The organism is Micromonospora echinofusca, from assembly GCF_017614955.1.
GTDB classification, from domain to species: domain Bacteria; phylum Actinomycetota; class Actinomycetes; order Mycobacteriales; family Micromonosporaceae; genus Micromonospora; species Micromonospora echinofusca_A.
This window is the reverse complement of the sequence record NZ_WVUH01000002.1, coordinates 19403-35794: the sequence shown is the minus strand read 5'-3', so window position 1 is coordinate 35794 and position 16392 is coordinate 19403. Positions and strand designations below refer to the sequence as shown.

Below are 16392 nucleotides of genomic sequence, written 5' to 3'. Positions count from 1 at the left end.
CAGCCAGGCGTCCGGACACGGGACCGGAACCGTCGCTTGTTTCGCTGAGCCCGTCCTGGCTGGGTGCGTTTCACGTGAAACCGGTGCTCGCCCCGGCCAGGGGATGTGGCGGAGTCCAACCGAGGAACCGCTCGAACGCGGCCCTCGGGTCCAGGTCGGGAATGAGTGTGGCCAGCTCCGGCAGGGCGTCGAGTAGCTGCGTTGCCATCAGGACGGCCAGCCCCACCCGATCCCGGCTGTACTCGCAGCGCAGGGTGAGCCGGGCCGCAGCGCAGGGCCAGGGATCCTGACACGAGCGGCAGAGCCAGATCGGGCGCAGTGGGAGGTGGCCGTCCACCCGGGCCGGCAGCGCCGGTGTCAGCGTCTCCACGGTGCCCGCCTCCGCTCCAGCGACGACCGGTCGTGATCCGGCACGGGCCGGGTGCGGAGGAAGCAGCCCCGATCAGGCGTGGACCGGTCCCGGTCGGGACAGGGCCAGTGGAGGCCGCACGAGCACCAACGTCCCCACCGCTGCCAGAGCCGACGGTGGCGTGGCTCGATCGGGACCGGACCGGCCTTCATGCGCAAGCCGACCCGTCCGGGGACGGCACACCGGGCGGGGACGACGGCCCGTCCGAGGGGACCGGCCAGTCCGGGGAAGTCGGATCGCCGGGAGGGGCGGAGTCGCCCGGGTCGGATGTTGGCCGGTGGTCCGAGGACGGTACGGCAGCGGCAGTGCGCGGGGTACGGGGTGCCGGGATGGGTTCGTAGTGACCGGAGTACGGGGGCACGGGTCTCCTCCTCAGAGAGCCGGGACCGCTGGTCGCGGTACGGGCGACGGGCTGGCGTGTCGCTCACAGTGTGCTGATCCGCCCACTACGGTCGGAGCCACTGACCCAGCTACCCGGTCCGTCGTGTCCGTTCCCCTCGTCCCGGTGGTCGACGGGTGCGCCGGACGTCATGGAGGTGTGATGGCCGGCCCCCGGATGTCGACCCTGGAGTTCCTCGCCGTCGAGCTGCGCCGTGCGCGTACCGCCGCCGGGCTCTCCCAGGAGGACCTGGCCCAGCGGATCAACTACTCCCAGTCCCTGGTCTCGATGATCGAGCAGGCCCGGCGTACCCCGGGTCTCGACTTCATGACCCGGGCCGACGACGTGCTCGACACGGACGGCCTGCTGGTCCGGTTGCAGGCCCTGGTGCACATCGAGTCCGCGCCACCGTGGTTCCGGGAGTGGATGGCGGTCGAGCAGGAGGTGGCCGCGCTCTGGTCCTTTGAGGTGTCGGTGCTACCCGGCCTGCTCCAGACCGAGGACTACGCCCGTGCGGTGCTGGCCACCGGCGGTCTGCTCCCCGAGGACCGGGCCGAGCGGCTGGTCACCTCCCGGTTGCAGCGGCAGGCGGTGCTCACCCGGGACCGGCCGCCGCAGTTCGTGGCGGTGCTCGACGAGCAGATCCTGCACCGGCCGGTGGGCGGCCGGGCGGTGATGCGGGCGCAGTTGGCGCACCTGGTGGAGCTGGGCCGGCGGCCGCACATCCAGATCCACGTGGTCCCCGCCGACGTGGGCGAGTACCCGGGACTGGCCGGGCCGTTCGTGCTCGGCTGCTACGAGGACGGCACCCGGGTGGTCCATCTGGACACCCCGCTGCACGGTCAGGTCATCGACCGCCCTGAGGACGTTGCTAACCTGAACCGGCGATGGGAGGCGGTGCGCGGGGAGGCACTGTCCCGGCGTCAGTCCGCCGAGCTGATAGCGAAGGTGGCGGAGGAGCGATGGAGCTGAGCGGTGCCCGGTGGCGCAAGTCCACCCGGAGCGACAACGGTGGCAACTCCTGTGTGGAGGTGGCGGACAACCTCCCCGGGGTCGTGGCGGTGCGGGACAGCAAGGACCGGCAGGGGCCGGTGCTGACCTTCAGCCCGGCGGCCTGGCGGGGGTTCGTGGCCACCGTCGGGCCGCGCGGCCCCCGCGCGGGGAGCGCTCCGGAAAACTGAGCAGATCGATGGCGACGCCCCCGTGACGATCCGGCCGGGGGCGTCGTTGCTCTATCCGGGTACGCCACAGACGACTGCGACGATGCTGCCGCCGTTCTCCACAGGGAGGCCGGCGCAGGGGTCACTTTTATCCACAGGAGTTATCCACAGGCACCCCCCGTTTCACGTGAAACAGCGCGTAGAAGTCCCTCGGAGCCTGTGGATTACTGCGTGGAAGCGAGGGCTGACGCGCCGCGCTGTCCCCAACCGGCCTGTGGATAACTCGTCGGTAGCCGACCGGTGGCAGGGTGAATCGGGTAGGGACAGGCGCTCCCGAAAGGGCTAGGGTCAGCGTCGTGCCGCACACCCCTCCCGCTGTCCCCGAATTCACCAACTGGCCCTCGTTCCCGTTCGAGGGCAACTTCCGGGTCCGTCAGCTCGACGACCCGGTGGAGGTCGAGCCGCTCCGGAAGGGCGAGGGCTCCCGCGAGTGCACCGCCTGCACCTCCCCGGACGACGCGTACATCTGGGTGGGTGAGCGTTGGCGGGTGCGGGCCATGGACCGACCGACCGGCCTGCCGATGGTGCTCATCCTGGAGACCCGGTCCCACCTCGACCTCGGCGACCTGCCCAACCTGCTCGCCGCGGAACTCGGCGTGATGACGGTACGACTGGAACGGGCGATCCGGTCCCTGGACGGGGTCGCCCGGGTACACGTGAACCGTTGGGGTGACGGCTCCGCGCATCTGCACCTGTGGTTCCTCGCCCGGCCGTACGGGCAGCTTCAGCTACGCGGGACGTTCCTGTCGCTCTGGGACGCGATCCTGCCGCCGATCTCCGAGGAACAGTGGCGGGAGAACCTTGCCATGGTGGCTGCCTGGCTCGCCGACTTCGAGGGCCGGCCGCTGGCCGAACCGCCCCGGATCCACTGGCAGGCCCCGGCCAGCTTCACGGAGGGCGGAGAGGCGGAGCCGACCGCGGCAGCGGCCTACGGCGACGGCGATCCGGTCTCGATCACTGCGGAGGAGAAGCCCCCGGCCCGGGACGACCGGGAGGCGTAGCCGGCGCACCGGCAACGGGGCAGCAGCCGGCTCCACCCCGTGACACACTCCGGCGATGACTTTCGGGGCGCCCGCCGCCGGTGGGCTCGGAGCAGGCCGACAAGCGGCATCGGCAGGTACCTGGCAGCTCGGCGACCGCACCGTCAACCGGCTCGGGTTCGGTGCCATGCGGCTCACCGCGAACGCCGACGGCAGCCCGAGCGACCGGGACCGGGCGATCCGGGTGCTACGTCAGGCGGTCGGGTCCGGCGTCAACCACATCGACACCGCCGCCTTCTACTTCTCCCCGCTGCGCTCGGCCAACGAGCTGATCAACCGGGCGCTCGCGCCGTACCCGGACGACCTGGTGATCGCCACCAAGGTCGGGCCGGGCCGGGACCCGTCCGGGGCCTGGCTGCCGCTGGCCACCCCGGCGCAGCTACGTGGCCAGGTCGAGGAGAACCTCCGGCAGCTCGGCCGGGACCACCTCGACCTGGTGAACCTCCGGATACACGGCCGGAAGCCGATCGCCGAACTGTTCGGTGCCCTGGCCGAACTGCGCGACGCCGGGCTGATCCGTCACCTCGGCGTCTCCAACGTCCAGCCCTGGCAGCTCGCCGAGGCGCAGGCTGTCGCCCCGGTGGTCGCCGTGCAGAACCCGTACGGACTCGGCTACCGCCGCCGGTACGACCCGCTGCTGCGGACCTGTGCCGAACAGGGCATTGCCTTCGTACCGTTCTTCTCCATCGCCACCACCGGGCGGGAGGCGGGCGTGGTCGACGCCGAGCACGACGAGGTACGTGCCGTTGCCGCCGCCCACGGTGTGACAGCCGCACAGGTCAGGTTGGCGTGGGCGCTGAACCGGGGCCCCAATGTGCTCGTCATTCCGGGTACCGGCAACCCGGACCACCTGGTCGAGAACATGGCTGCCGGTGCGCTCCGGCTCTCCGACGAGGAGTTGGCCCGCCTGGAGACGATCCACCAGGCTCCCGGAGCAGAGTGACGCCCGCCGCCAGCGCTGGTCGGAGGGGCGTGCCGCCCGGCAGCGGCCGGCGCAGAGTGCTGCCCGCAGCGGCCGGAAGGGTGTGCCGTCAGGCGGTGGTGGTCGGCCGGGCGGCGGCCCGCCGGACCATCGCACCGAGCACCCGACCCAGGTCCAGCCCGGCGGCCTGCACCGCGAGCGGCAGCAGCGAGGTCTCGGTCATCCCCGGGGAGACGTTGACCTCCAGCACGTGCGGCCGACCGGCGGCGTCCACGATCAGATCCACCCGGGACAGGTCACGCAGCCCCAGTGCGGTGTGCGCGGCCAGCGCCACCCGGGCCACCTCCGCCGCCACCTCCGGAGCGAGCCGGGCCGGGGAGTGCCAGGTGGTCAGACCGGCCGTGTAACGGGCGGCGTAGTCGTAGACGCCGTTGCGGGGCACGATCTCCACCGCCGGCAGCGCCTGCGGACCCTCACCCAGGTCCACCACGGAGACGGCCACGTCCATGCCGGAGACGTACCGCTCCACCAGCGCCGTCGAACCGTACGCGAAGCAGCCCACCATGGCCGCCGGCAGCGCGGAGGCCTCCCGGACCACCGCCGCCCCCAGGCCGGATCCGCCCTGCGCCGGCTTCACCATCAGCGGCAGGCCGAGCCGGTCGACGATCCGGTCCAGCACCGCCACCGCGCCCAGCTCGGAGAACCGGTCGTGCGGCAGGGCCACCCAGTCCGGGGTGGGGATGCCGACCTCGCGCAGCACCGCCTTCGCGGACGGCTTGTCCCAGGCCACCCGGGCGGCCCGGGCGTCACAGCCGACGTACGGCACCCCGCACAGGTCGAGTACGCCGCGCAGCGAGCCGTCCTCCCCGGTCGCGCCGTGCAGCGCGATCACCGCGGCGTCCGGCGGATCGGCCTGGACCGCCGGGAGCAGGGTCACGTCGGCGTCCCGGATCTCCGCCTCGATGCCGACCGACCGTAGCGCGTCGAGCACCCGACGGCCGGACCGCAGCGACACGTCGCGCTCGTACGAGAGCCCGCCGGCCAGGACGAGAACGCGGGGATCGGAGTGCCCGGCAGTGCCGGCAGCGGACGTACCCATGCGGGAGATCATGCCAAGTCGGGACCGGGCACATCCGCGGCGGCCTGCCCACGGCGGCGCCCGGCGGCCTGCCCCGCGACGGGGCCGAAGACCCGACGCATGGCGATCTCCTGCTCCATCACCCCGGCCAACCGGCGCACACCCTCCCGGATCCGCTCCGGGGGCGGGAACGAGAAGTTGAGCCGGATGTTCCCGGCGCCCGAGCCGTTGGCGTAGAAACCCGTCCCCGGCACGTACGCCACCCGGGCGGCGATCGCCCTCGGCATCATCGCCTTGGAGTCCAGCCCGTCCGGCAGGGTCGCCCAGACGAAGAGCCCACCGTCCGGCTCGGTCCAGGTGGTGCCCTCCGGCATCAGGTCGCCCAGCGCGTCCAGCATCGCGTCCCGGCGTTCCCGGTACACCTCCCGGTACACCTTGAGCTGCTCCCGCCACGGCATCGTGCTCAGGTAGGTGGTCACCGCCGCCTGGGCGTACGCGCTCGGGCAGAGGATCTGCGCCTCGCTGGCGATCACCAGCTTGTCGCGTACCGCGTGCGGCGCGAGGATCCAGCCGACCCGCAGGCCGGGTGCGAACGTCTTGGAGAAGGTGCTGAGGTAGAAGACCCCGTCCCGGCGGCGGGCCCGCAGCGGGGCCGGGGCGTCCCCGGCGAAACCGAGCTGACCGTACGGGTCGTCCTCGACCACCAGCAGCCCGGCCCGCTCGCAGATGTCCAGCACCCGTTCCCGCCGCTCCTCGGTCAGGGTCACCCCGGTCGGGTTCTGGTAGGTGGGGATCGTGTAGAGGAACTTCACCCGCCGGCCGGCCCGCGCGGCGTCCGCGATGGCCGCCTCCAGCGCCTCCGGGATCAGCCCTTCGGCGTCCATCGGTACGTGCACGACCTGCGCCTGGGCGGCCTGGAGCACACCGAGCGCGCCGACGTAGGTCGGCCCCTCGGCGAACACCACGTCACCGGGATCCAGGAAGAGCCGGGCGACCAGGTCGAGCGCCTGCTGCCCACCGACGGTCACCACCACGTCCTCCGGCGAGGCGCCGCAGCCGACGTCGATGCCGGAGAGCGACATCACCTCGCAGATCCGCTCGCGCAGCTCCAGGGTGCCCTGGCCGATGCCGTACTGGAGGGTGGTGTGGCCGTGGTCGGCGGCGAGCCGCCCGAGCATCTCACCGACCGCGTCGAGCGGGAGCGCGGCGATGTACGGTGCGCCACCGGCGAGTGAGACCACCTCCGGCCGGCTCGCCACCGCGAAGAGTGCCCGGATCTCCGAGGCGGTCATCCCGCGCACCCGGCGGGCGTACCGGTCGGTGTAGTCGTCGAGCGTCGTGCCGGTCATGACATCACCTCGATCGCGTGTCCGTTGGTCGATCGTAGTCCGCCCAGGCCACGGCGTGTCGAGGTATGTGAGCCGGGTCCACATGGCGGGCAGCCGACCGGCCGGATCGGGCGTACTCCTCCCGTCGTGTCGCGGGGCGGCGTACGATCGCACGTCGGGGGTATACGGGCGGCGGCGAAGTCCCGGGGGTGTCCGCACCGCCACTGCACACATTCACGGTGCCCGGCACCGTCGAGCCTATCTGTGGGGATGCGCCATGTCGCGACGTCTGGTCAGCCTGACCCTCGACACCCTGGAGGACCTGCCGCGTCCCTGCCGCAGCTGCGTCTACTGGGAACTCGACCCGGTCTCTGCAGAACGGGCCTGCGCAGCCGGCGACCCGGGGCTGGAGAAGGAGGCCTGGGTGTCCCAGACGCTCCTGGAGTGGGGTTCCTGCGGCAAGCTCGTGTACGTCGACGGGATGCCCGCCGGGTTCGTCATGTTCGCGCCGCCGGCCTACGTACCCCGCTCGATGGCCTTTCCCACCTCGCCGGTCTCCGCCGATGCCGCCCTGCTGATGACCGCACACGTGGTCGCCGCGTTCGCCGGTGGTGGACTGGGCCGGATGCTGGTCCAGGGGGTCGCCCGGGATCTCACCAAGCGTGGCATCAAGGCGATCGAGGCGTTCGGGGACGCGAAGTTCGGGGACGCCGACGAGCCTGGCGGCGGTGGTTGCGTCGCCCCGGCCGACTTCTTCCTCTCCGTCGGGTTCAAGACCGTCCGTCCGCATCCCCGGTACCCCCGGCTGCGCCTGGAACTGCGGACCGCACTGTCCTGGAAGTCCGACGTCGAGTACGCGTTGGAGAAGCTGCTCGGCTCGATGAGCCCGGAGACGCTGCTCCGCCCGGTACGCCCCGCCACCAGCTCGGTGTCCGGTAGCTGACTGCCCGGTCCGGTCAGGCCCGGACGGTGGTCGCCACCCGGGCCGCCGCTGCGGCACGCAGTTCGCTCACGTTGATCGACCCGGTCGGCACGTCCCGCTCGACGGGGAAGTACATCCGCTGCACCGCGGCGACGATCGCGTCCACCACCCGGTCCCGGAACCGTGGATCGACCAGCCGGGCCAGATCGGTCGGCGAGGTGAGGTAGCCGACCTCCACCCGGACCGCCGGCATCCGGGTCAACCGGAGCAGTTCCCAGCTCTTGGCATGGGTACGGCAGTCCCGCAGGCCGGTCCGGGCGACGATCTCCCGCTGCACCAGGCCGGCCAGCCGCTCCCCGGTGGCCGAGGTGACGCCGTTGTCCGTGCCGTAGTGGTAGGTGGCCACCCCCTCGGCTTCCGGATTGACGTGACAGTCGACGTGCAGGGAGATGAAGACGTCCGCACCCAACGTGTTGGCCAGTTCCGCGCGCGCCACGTCCGGCAGCGGCGCGGCGGGCGCCGGACCACGGGTGAGCTGCACCCGCACTCCGGCAGCGGCCAACCGCCCCTCCAACCGGCTGGCCAGATCGTGCACCAGGTCGGCCTCACTCCAGCAGAGCGGCCCGTCGGGTACGACCACACCCGGGTCGGCTCCGCCGTGCCCCGGATCGATCACCACGGTCCGGCCGACCAGGGTGGGACCGGCCTGCCGGATCGCGTCCGACTCGCGTAGCCACTGGGGGCGTCCCCCGACCACCTTGCGTCCCAGCCGGCGCAGCGCGTTCATGGTGTGCGGTCCGCACGACCCGTCGGGGACCAGCCCCATCTCCCGCTGGAACTGCGCCACCGCACGGGCGGTCCGTACCCCGTAGACCGCGTCGGCCCGGCCGACGTCGTACCCCATCTCCAGCAGCCGTTCCTGGAGGGTCCGTACGTCCTCGCCGGCCAGCGGTTCCGGTACCGCGTGGTAGAGGGTACGGGCGCCGAGCCGCCAGCGGGCCGCGTCCAGGGCCCGCCACGTCTCCGGTCCCACCCGACCGTCGACGCTCAGGCCCCGGCTCTGCTGGAAGGCGCGTACCGCGCGTTCGGTGTCCGCGTTGAACTCGTCCGCCCCCACGGCCGGGGCGAGCAGGTCGAGCCGGGCCAGGATGCTGCGGATCTCGCGTACCGCAGGCCCCCGGTCGCCAGGACGGATCGGACGCATGGCGGACCCCCTCTGCGTGGAAAGCCGGCCGACCGGGCCTCGTGCCGCCCGGCCGGAACCCGGTCCAGCTGTCATCCCCACTGCGTGACGTACTGGAGCGTACCGGGGTAATTCCGGCCCTGGCCCCGTTAGCACGGTATGCGCTGGCGGGGTGACGTGGGGCCCGACCGCAGAAAGCGCCCGGCTGTAACGTCGCCAGGAGCGGTGGGGCGGCCCTCGCATCGCCAGGAGCATCTTGCCCGGCGGTCGCGTCGCACGAAGCAGTGCGCCCGCAGTCGGGGAGACTGCGGGCGCATCGGTGGTCCGGGGGGAGCCGGAACCGGTCAGGGTTGGGCCTGGGTCAGAGCGCGGCCTCGATCAGGCGGACCAGCTCGCCCTTGGGCTTGGCGCCCGCGATCGACTGCACCGGCTCGCCGTTCTTGAAGATGGTGAGGGTCGGCACCGACATCACCCGGTACGCGCGGGCAGTTTCCGGGTTCTCGTCGATGTTGAGCTTCACGATGCTGATCTGGTCGCCCATCTCACCGGCGATCTCCTCCAGCAGCGGGGCCACCTTGCGGCACGGACCGCACCACTCCGCCCAGAAGTCGACCAGTACCGGCTTGTCGGACTTGAGGACGTCACTGGCGAAGTTCGCGTCGGTGACCGCCTTTGTTGCTCCCACGGGTAACCCTCCTCGGGGGTTGGTCAGGACTCTCAGACTTCCAGGGTGGCGATGAACCGCTCGGCGTCCAGGGCGGCGGCGCAGCCCGTACCCGCAGCGGTGATCGCCTGACGGTAGGTGTGGTCCACGACGTCACCGGCGGCGAACACGCCGGGCACGCTGGTGCGGGTGCTCGGCGACTGGACCTTCACGTAGCCCTCGTCGTCCAGCTCGACCTGGTCCCGGAAGAGTTCGCTGCGCGGGTCGTGGCCGATCGCCACGAAGACACCGGTCACGTCGAGCACCTTCGACTCGCCGCTGTGCACGTTCCGCACCCGTACGCCGGACACCTTGCCGTCGTCGCCGAGGATCTCCTCGACCACGGTGTTCCACTCGACCTTGATCTTCTCGTTGCCCAGCGCCCGGTCCGCCATGATCTTGCTGGCCCGGAACGAGTCGCGGCGGTGGATGATGGTCACCGACTCGGCGAACCGGGTCAGGAAGGTGGCCTCCTCCATCGCCGAGTCACCGCCGCCGACCACCACGATGTGCTGGTTCCGGAAGAAGAAACCGTCACAGGTGGCGCAGGACGAGACGCCGTGGCCGAGGTACTCCTGCTCACCAGGGACGCCCAGCGGACGCCACGCCGAACCGGTGCTGAGGATGACCGCCCGACCCCGGTACGCCGTGTCACCCACCCAGACGGTGCTGGCCGCACCACTGCCCGGGGTCCCCGTGTCGACCAGCTCGACCCGGGTCACGTCGTCGGTGATGAACTCGGCACCGAACCGCTCCGCCTGCTTGCGCATGGCGTCCATCAGTTCCGGTCCGAGGATGCCGTCGGCGAAGCCGGGGAAGTTCTCCACCTCGGTGGTGGTCATCAACGCGCCGCCGGACTGAACACCCTCGATGACCAGGGGCTTGAGGTTGGCGCGCGCGGCGTAGACCGCCGCCGTGTAACCGGCCGGCCCGGAGCCGATGATGATCAGGTTGCGGACCTCGTCCACTGCCGTCTCCCGATTGTGTAATTCCGTCACCGGCGCGCGCACCGATGCCGGTCCGAGGCCGGCACCAGTTGGCACCGACGACTGAACTGCAAAACGTCATGGTACGAAGCGGGGATTCCCGAGTCGGTCATCCGGTGGGTCACGTCACGCGGACGGCCAAACAACCGGTGACCGTGGAATCACCCTACCCGGCTACGGAAGCGGGTGTCGGCGCCGGATCCGGGTACCCCGCACTCGGGCCCGGCCACCCAGACCCAGCGTTCCCCGGGACCGTCGGTGAGCTGTACCACCAGGGCGGGCTCGCCGTTGAAGGAGGCGTAGTCGACGAAGGTCACCGTGACGGCCGCCTGCCCGTGCTCCCCGGCGATCTCGTCCAGGCAACGACCCAGGGCGGCCGGGCCGGCGAGCCGGGCCAGCCCGACCGGATACCTGGTCCGTCCGTCGACGGAGTCCGGGCTGTTCGCCACGGACGGGCCAGCACCGGTGGACGGGCCGGCCCCCTTGGACGGACCCGGACCCGCCACCGGCCCGTCCGTCCCGGGCCGGATCGCGGTGAGACTCTGCGGGGTGTAGTCGGTGCCGGAAGCCAGCGGCTGCGCGGCAGCCGGGGCGAGCATCGCGCGCGGCTCACCGGCGGCATGGGGCCGGGGTGCCCCCGCCGCCTCGGGGTCCTGTTCGCGGGCGCCACCGACCGAGGAGTCGGCGGTGGTCAGGCCGACGTCGCCGCCGAGCAGTTGACCGAGCCCGAGGCCACCCAGACCGAGGACCGCGGTGACCACCGCGACCGGCCCGACCAGCCGGGACCAGCGCCGTCGGGGCCGTCCGGCGGGGGTGGCCTGCGCCGGGCGGGCCGGGCCGCCGGTGGCCTGGGCCGGCACCCGGGACGGCCGGGGTGCCCCGGTGCCCGGTGACCTGCGTTCGGAGGTCGGGGGCCCGGCCGTGGCGAGCACGGCGGTCAACCGGTCCACCACCTCGGCGGGCATCGGCTCGGCCTGCGCACCCAGCCCGGCCAGATCGGCGTGGACCCCACCCACAGCCGGCGCCAGCAGGTCGTACGCCGCCGCCCAGGCCGGGTCGTCGCGGACCAGCCGGGCCACGGCCGCCTCCTGGGGGGTACCGTCCAGCGCCCCGCCGACATAGTCGGCGAGCAGGTCGAAGTCGACCTCCCCGAACGGGCCGGCGGTCACGGTTGCTCCTCGGTGGTGTCGTGCCGGTACGGATCGTCGCCGGGCTGCCCCGACGCTGATCCGACGCCGTCCGAGCCGGGCCGGTTCCCCCTGGTGACCTGCGGCACCCCGGACCGGCTGCCGGACGCGTCCGACCCGCTGGTGCCGGCTGACCCGGCGGTGCCGGCCGTTCCCTCCGGCAGGCCCCGGAGGTGCCCCAGCCGCAGGGCGAGTCGGGCCCGACCCCGGGCGCACCGGCTCTTGACCGTGCCCTCGGCCACGTCGAGGATCCGGGCGGCGTCGGCCACCGGGTACCCCTGCACGTCCACCAGGATCAGCGCGGCCCGCTGCTCCACCGGCAACTCGGCGAGGGCCTGTCGGACGACCAGGGCGGTGTCGTGGTCCGGCGCGGGTGCCGCCGGCTCGGTGCCTCCGGTCCACGGACCCTGGTCATCCGGGCGTCGACCGTCCGGCAACGGTACCGTCGGGTGTGCCTGGCGACGCCGGATCCGGTCCAGGCAGGCGTTCACCACGATCCGGTGCAACCAGGTGGTCACCGCCGACTCGCCCCGGAAGCGGGCGGCTCCCCGGTGTGCGGAGAGCAGGGCGTCCTGGAGCGCGTCGGCCGCGTCCTCGCGGTCGGAGATGGTGCGGACGGCCACCGCCCAGAGCCGGTCCCGGTGCCGGTGGAAGAGTTCCGCGAAGGCGTCCCGGTCACCGGCAACGTGGGCGTGCAGCAGTTCGGCGTCGGTCCGCGTAGTGCCCGGGGGACCGACGGGCGCCGGAGTCGCACCGGTGGTGGTACCCGGGGCGGCACCGTCGACCCGCTCCGGCGGGCCCGCTGCTGCGGTACCCGCCGGATTGACTGCCAGATCCTCGCGACGCCCGGTCACGGCCGGACCCCCGCAGCGCGGCGGCCGGTACCCGGGCGACGTCCGTTCACTGCCCCTGGACCGTGATCTCCTGGACCCCGATCTTGTACTTGCCCGAGTCGACGGCGGGCAGCTCGGTGATCCACAGCAGCAGGTACTGGTACTTCTGGTCGACCTGGAAGGCGTCGAAGACGATCGTGGTGCCGGCCTTCTCGTACGGCTCACCGATCGGGTTCTTGCTGAACTCGGCGAAGAGCTGTTTGTCGCCGGCCGACGTGGCCGGCGGGTTGATGCTGCCGGCCAGGAGTTGCGCCGAGGCACCGGAGGTGTTGAGCGCGACCGTGACCGACTTGACCGTCCTCGGCTCCTTGAGGTCGATCAGGATCCCCATGCCGCGTTTCAGGTTGCCGAAGTTGGCCCGGGTGTAGCCGTCGGTGTACCAGCCCTCGTCGGTGTTGCCGTCGACGACCTTCTCGATACCCCCGAACTCGTCCCGCTTCTTACCGTCCGGGTCGATCACCCGGACCTGGTCCGGGCCGATCTCGATCTTCTTCACCGCGCCTGCGGGCGGTGCGGCGGCCCCGGTCGGTGACGAGGTGACACCGGGCTGGGCGGCCGGAACCTGCTGCTTGTCGTCGTCACCACCGCGCAGCACGCTGATCCCGATCAACAGACCGACCAGCGCGACGGTGAGCAGCCCGGCGATGCCGATGGCGACCTTCCGGCCACCGACGGCCGGGACCAGCGGGGAACCTTCGTCGTCCGGGGCGGCGGCGAACCGGAGCGGCCCGGTGTTGTCGAGATACTGCTCCTCGGCCGGCACGTCGAGCCGGCCCAACTCGGCGGCGAGCACGTCGGACGACGGCAGCGGGAGCTGACCGTCGAGCAGGTCCATGGTCAGGTCGTCCAGGTAGGCCGGCACACCCGCCCGGACCTGCCGGGGTGCGGCGATCGCCCCACCGGCGTCGCGGACCGCGTCGGAGAGGGCGGCCCGTCCCTGCCCGGCGGTCGCCCCCAGCATCGGGGCCTCGGCGTGTGGCCAGTGCCCGGTCAGCGCGAAGTAGAGCACGCCACCGACGGCCCGGATGTCGGTCTCGGGGGTGTCCGCGCCGTCCGAGCGGGCGTCCGCGAGGACCACCCGGCCCTCGTCGCTGATCATGACGGTCCCGGGGTGCACGTTCCCGTGCACCATGCCGGTGGCGTGGACGGCGGCGAGCGCCCCGGCCACCGCGTGTCCGACCGCCGTGGCACGGGCCGGGTCGAGCGCGCCCTCTGCGGCCACCACCTCGCGCAGCGACCGACCGTCGATCCACTCCCGGACCACGTAGGCCCGCTCGCTCTCGTCGATGGCGTCGTAGACGCCGACCAGGTTCGGGTGGATCACCCGGCTGGCGGCGACGGCTGCCTGCAACATCTCGGTGGCCGAGTCGCCACCCGGGTAGCGCAGCACCACCGCCACCGGACGGCGGAGTACGACGTCGACCCCCCGCCAGACCTGGCGGCCGGCGCTGTCGTCGTTGATGTGCTCAGCCAGCTCGTACCGTTCGGCGAGGATCTCACCCACCGTGGGAGCACCGAAGGTCATGACCGGCGGAGCGCTTTCTTCCGCCTGCTGACCTTCGCCGACCTGGGTCACCAGTCCTCCCTCGGTGATCGTGTCAATCGATGGAGCCGCGCTGCTGTGCATTGGCTTCCCGCTCTGCCGTCGAAGGAACCGGCCCCTGGATGCCGACCCACAGCGTAAGCGCTCGTTGGATCCGTCGAGAGCGACCTTACCCGGGTGGGACGAATCCCCGACATGTCATCTTGCTGCCTGACCCGGACCCGCTGCCAGAGGTGCGTCACGCTCCGGATGCGTCTGGTGTCAGCCGTGTCGCCGGTCGGGGCGCTAGCCAATCTAGAGGTTGGAATCAAGTAACTGTCGGAGGACCCGCCCCCGGGTCGGTGTGATCCGGGGTGACAGGTGCCGGTCGTTTCGTCTCCGGCGCGCGGTTTCCCCCCGGCGGGCGGATCATGCCTGCGTCACCGACCCGGTTATCCACAGGTGGAAACCCTGCCGAGCAGCGGAATCGACGAGTTTTCCACAGGTCGATCCCCAGGGTGCCGGAGTCGTCGCCGATGGTCATCGCCGCAGGTCGGGCGGTGTGGCCGAGGAACTCCGGGTGCGCTTCCAGGGCAGATGTCGGGCACGGGCTTCCGGATGGCCGGCGCAGCCGGCAGGGGGGCTTCCGTCAGGAACAAACGACGCGACCGGCCGGCGGTTACCACCGGACCACGATCCCGGTCAGTGGCCGCCCGGCCGACGGTCCCGGTCAGCGTCCGAGCTTGCGCCGGACCATCCCGACCACCTCGGTGATCTCCCTGATCCGGAGCAGCATCGCCAGCCCCAGATAGGTGCCGCCGATCGTCGCCCCGCCAACCATCAGCCGGAGGAACGCCTCGAGCCGGCCCGGGGTGGCGTCACCGGGGAGCAGGTTCACCACCAGCAGGCCGACCAGGGCGGCGCCGAACGACGCCAGGAGCACCTTGCCCATGGTCGCCATGATCTGGCCGAGGCCGATCCGGCCCACCCGACCGCGCAGCAGCCAGGCGGAGAGGACAGCGGCGGCGACGTACGAGACCGCGTTGCCGATCATCATGCCGGAGGCGGCGAAGGTCGCGGAGAAGGCCGCGAAGAGACCGATCTGTACCAGCACCCGCAGCCCGACCACCGGAATGTTGATCAGCGCCGGGGTCCGGGTGTCCGGTAGCGCGTAGAAGGCGAACGTGAAGAGCTGGCTGATCGCGAAGGGCACCAGACCGATCGCGGCGGCCAGCAGCACCAGCGAGGTGGACATCGCGTTCTCGTGGGTGAACGCGCCGTACTTGAACAGCGCCACCGAGAGCGGGCCGGCGAGGACCGCGTAGCAGACCGCGATCGGGGCGAGCACCGCCGTGACCATCCGGGTACCCCGGGACAGGTCGGCGGCGACGTCGGCGTACCGGCCGTCGGCGGCTGCGGCGCTCATCCGGGGCATCAGCGCCGTGATGATCGACACCGCGATGATGCCGTGCGCCATCATCAGCAGCAGGAAGACGTTGTTGTAGATCAGTGGGCCGGCGGCGCTCTCCTCCCCGGCCCGGTTCAGCAGGTTGAACAGCACGATCAGGCCGAGCTGGCTGACCGCGACGTAGCAGAACATCCAGCCGCCGAGCCGGGCCAGCTCGGCCAGGCCGAGCTGACCGAAGTCGAAGCGGAGCCGCCACCGGAACCCGACCTTGCGCAGCGCCGGCAGCAGACCGGCGGCCTGGATCGCCACCCCGAGCAGCGTGCCGCCACCGATCAGCAGGATCCGGCCGGTGGTCATCTCCTCCGGCGGGACGATCTCCGCGCCGAAGATCGCGATGTAGAGCCCGGCGGTGCCGATCACCACCAGGTTGTTCAGGATCGGCGCCCACATCGGGGCGGCGAAGTGCCCCCGGGTGTTGAGGACCGCGCTGACCAGCGCGCTGAGGCCGGTGAAGAAGATCATCGGCAGCATCAGGTAGGAGAGCTTGGTGACCAGGCCCTGGTACGCGGCGCTGGAGTCGTCACTGGCGTACAGCCAGGTCAGCGGTACGGCGGCGGCCACCGCGAGCAGGGCGGCGGCGGCGAGGGTGAGCACCGCCAGGGTCAGCAGCCGCTGGGTGTACGCCTGGCCCCGGTCCGGGTCGGTCTTGCGGCGGCGGACCAGCACCGGGATCAGCACGCTGGTCAGCACCCCGCCGAGCAGGAACTCGTAGACCATCCCCGGCAGGATCTGGGCGGTGGTGTACGCGTCACCGACCAGCAGACCACCCAGGGCGGCGGTGAGCATCAACGTACGCAGGAACCCCGTACCCCGGCTGACCAGGCTGCCGATCGCCATCACCGCGCTGTTCGCGGCGGCACTGCCCTCCGCGACCTGCTCCTGCGGCGGCGCCGTCGACTCCATCGCCGGCTGGTTGAGCGGCTCCGCCGCGATGAAGGCGCCGTCCGTCGGGTACCCGGCACCGGCCTCCGGCTGCGCGTGCCGTGACCCGGCGGGCGGCTGCGCGTGCGGTGGCCCGGCGGAGATGTAGGTCGCCCCGTCCCGGGGCGGTTCGCCGCCGCCCTGCGCGGCGTTCGCGCTGCGGTACAGGCCGCCGCCCATCGAGCCTCCCAAGGGGTACCTGCGGGCCGGATCCCGGCCCACACATCTGGA

Annotated in this window: 14 protein-coding genes and 1 pseudogene; 5 read left to right on the top strand and 10 right to left on the bottom strand. The window is 72.0% G+C overall.

The window, feature by feature from the left end; translation table 11 throughout:
* Window positions 1-70: 70 nt before the first annotated feature.
* Window positions 71-370: a hypothetical protein gene (locus tag GSF22_RS00575; RefSeq protein ID WP_307803657.1), complete on the bottom strand. Its 300-nt coding sequence runs from the start codon at window positions 368-370 to the stop codon at window positions 71-73.
* A gap of 580 nt (window positions 371-950) precedes the next feature.
* On the opposite strand from GSF22_RS00575, the gene GSF22_RS00570 reads away from it, so the two are divergent.
* From GSF22_RS00570 to GSF22_RS00555, 4 genes and pseudogenes are all read left to right on the top strand, one after another.
* Window positions 951-1760 carry a helix-turn-helix domain-containing protein gene (locus GSF22_RS00570; RefSeq protein ID WP_244365652.1) on the top strand — a complete coding sequence of 270 codons (810 nt, stop codon included), beginning with the start codon at window positions 951-953 and terminating at the stop codon, window positions 1758-1760.
* A complete protein-coding gene (locus GSF22_RS00565; RefSeq protein ID WP_208810593.1) occupies window positions 1751-1969 on the top strand; it encodes a DUF397 domain-containing protein in 219 nt (72 codons plus the stop codon). Before GSF22_RS00570 ends, GSF22_RS00565 begins: the two co-directional genes overlap by 10 nt.
* 335 nt (window positions 1970-2304) lie before the next feature.
* Window positions 2305-2988, top strand: a pseudogene (locus tag GSF22_RS00560) (hypothetical protein); the annotation flags it as partial.
* Window positions 2989-3064: 76 nt separating this feature from the next.
* Window positions 3065-3991 carry an oxidoreductase gene (locus GSF22_RS00555; protein ID WP_208810592.1) on the top strand — a complete coding sequence of 309 codons (927 nt, stop codon included), beginning with the start codon at window positions 3065-3067 and terminating at the stop codon, window positions 3989-3991.
* 88 nt (window positions 3992-4079) lie between these two features.
* Here GSF22_RS00555 and GSF22_RS00550 read toward each other — a convergent pair whose 3' ends face one another.
* Together GSF22_RS00550 and GSF22_RS00545 are read right to left on the bottom strand one after the other, a co-directional pair.
* Window positions 4080-5069: a D-alanine--D-alanine ligase family protein gene (locus GSF22_RS00550; RefSeq protein WP_208810591.1), complete on the bottom strand. Its 990-nt coding sequence runs from the start codon at window positions 5067-5069 to the stop codon at window positions 4080-4082.
* A gap of 8 nt (window positions 5070-5077) precedes the next feature.
* Window positions 5078-6397: an aminotransferase-like domain-containing protein gene (locus tag GSF22_RS00545; protein WP_208810590.1), complete on the bottom strand. Its 1320-nt coding sequence runs from the start codon at window positions 6395-6397 to the stop codon at window positions 5078-5080.
* Window positions 6398-6653: 256 nt separating this feature from the next.
* Between GSF22_RS00545 and GSF22_RS00540 the strand changes: the two genes are divergently transcribed.
* Entirely contained in the window at window positions 6654-7319 is a 666-nt protein-coding gene (locus tag GSF22_RS00540) for a GNAT family N-acetyltransferase (protein ID WP_208810589.1), read from the top strand.
* Window positions 7320-7332: 13 nt separating this feature from the next.
* Here GSF22_RS00540 and GSF22_RS00535 read toward each other — a convergent pair whose 3' ends face one another.
* The 7 genes from GSF22_RS00535 to murJ form a co-directional block, all read right to left on the bottom strand.
* On the bottom strand, window positions 7333-8502 hold the full coding sequence (locus GSF22_RS00535) for an N-acetylmuramoyl-L-alanine amidase (protein ID WP_208810588.1): 1170 nt from the start codon (window positions 8500-8502) through the stop codon (window positions 7333-7335).
* Window positions 8503-8842: 340 nt separating this feature from the next.
* The gene (trxA, locus tag GSF22_RS00530; RefSeq protein WP_208810587.1) at window positions 8843-9166 is read right to left on the bottom strand and encodes a thioredoxin; all 324 of its coding nucleotides are present in this window, start codon (window positions 9164-9166) and stop codon (window positions 8843-8845) included.
* 32 nt (window positions 9167-9198) lie between these two features.
* A complete protein-coding gene (gene trxB / locus GSF22_RS00525) occupies window positions 9199-10152 on the bottom strand; it encodes a thioredoxin-disulfide reductase (RefSeq protein WP_208810586.1) in 954 nt (317 codons plus the stop codon).
* A gap of 179 nt (window positions 10153-10331) precedes the next feature.
* Entirely contained in the window at window positions 10332-11339 is a 1008-nt protein-coding gene (locus GSF22_RS00520) for a hypothetical protein (protein WP_208810585.1), read from the bottom strand.
* Window positions 11336-12211, bottom strand: coding sequence for an RNA polymerase sigma factor SigM (gene sigM / locus GSF22_RS00515; protein WP_307803656.1), 876 nt, complete (start codon window positions 12209-12211; stop codon window positions 11336-11338). Before sigM ends, GSF22_RS00520 begins: the two co-directional genes overlap by 4 nt.
* 46 nt (window positions 12212-12257) lie before the next feature.
* Window positions 12258-13877, bottom strand: a complete 1620-nt coding sequence (locus tag GSF22_RS00510) for a protein kinase family protein (protein ID WP_208810584.1) — start codon at window positions 13875-13877, stop codon at window positions 12258-12260.
* 625 nt (window positions 13878-14502) lie between these two features.
* On the bottom strand, window positions 14503-16341 hold the full coding sequence (murJ, locus tag GSF22_RS00505; RefSeq protein ID WP_208810583.1) for a murein biosynthesis integral membrane protein MurJ: 1839 nt from the start codon (window positions 16339-16341) through the stop codon (window positions 14503-14505).
* Window positions 16342-16392 lie beyond the last annotated feature (51 nt).

What these genes read in the sequence shown, in the direction of transcription:
- GSF22_RS00545 (WP_208810590.1), bottom strand. Translation starts at nt 6,397, where the DNA reads ATGACCGGCACGACGCTCGACGACTACACCGACCGGTACGCCCGCCGG.
- GSF22_RS00510 (WP_208810584.1), bottom strand. Translation starts at nt 13,877, where the DNA reads ATGCACAGCAGCGCGGCTCCATCGATTGACACGATCACCGAGGGAGGA.
- GSF22_RS00540 (WP_208810589.1), top strand. Translation starts at nt 6,654, where the DNA reads ATGTCGCGACGTCTGGTCAGCCTGACCCTCGACACCCTGGAGGACCTG.
- GSF22_RS00565 (WP_208810593.1), top strand. Translation starts at nt 1,751, where the DNA reads ATGGAGCTGAGCGGTGCCCGGTGGCGCAAGTCCACCCGGAGCGACAAC.
- GSF22_RS00535 (WP_208810588.1), bottom strand. Translation starts at nt 8,502, where the DNA reads ATGCGTCCGATCCGTCCTGGCGACCGGGGGCCTGCGGTACGCGAGATC.
- GSF22_RS00555 (WP_208810592.1), top strand. Translation starts at nt 3,065, where the DNA reads ATGACTTTCGGGGCGCCCGCCGCCGGTGGGCTCGGAGCAGGCCGACAA.
- murJ (WP_208810583.1), bottom strand. Translation starts at nt 16,341, where the DNA reads ATGGGCGGCGGCCTGTACCGCAGCGCGAACGCCGCGCAGGGCGGCGGC.
- GSF22_RS00550 (WP_208810591.1), bottom strand. Translation starts at nt 5,069, where the DNA reads ATGGGTACGTCCGCTGCCGGCACTGCCGGGCACTCCGATCCCCGCGTT.
- GSF22_RS00570 (WP_244365652.1), top strand. Translation starts at nt 951, where the DNA reads ATGGCCGGCCCCCGGATGTCGACCCTGGAGTTCCTCGCCGTCGAGCTG.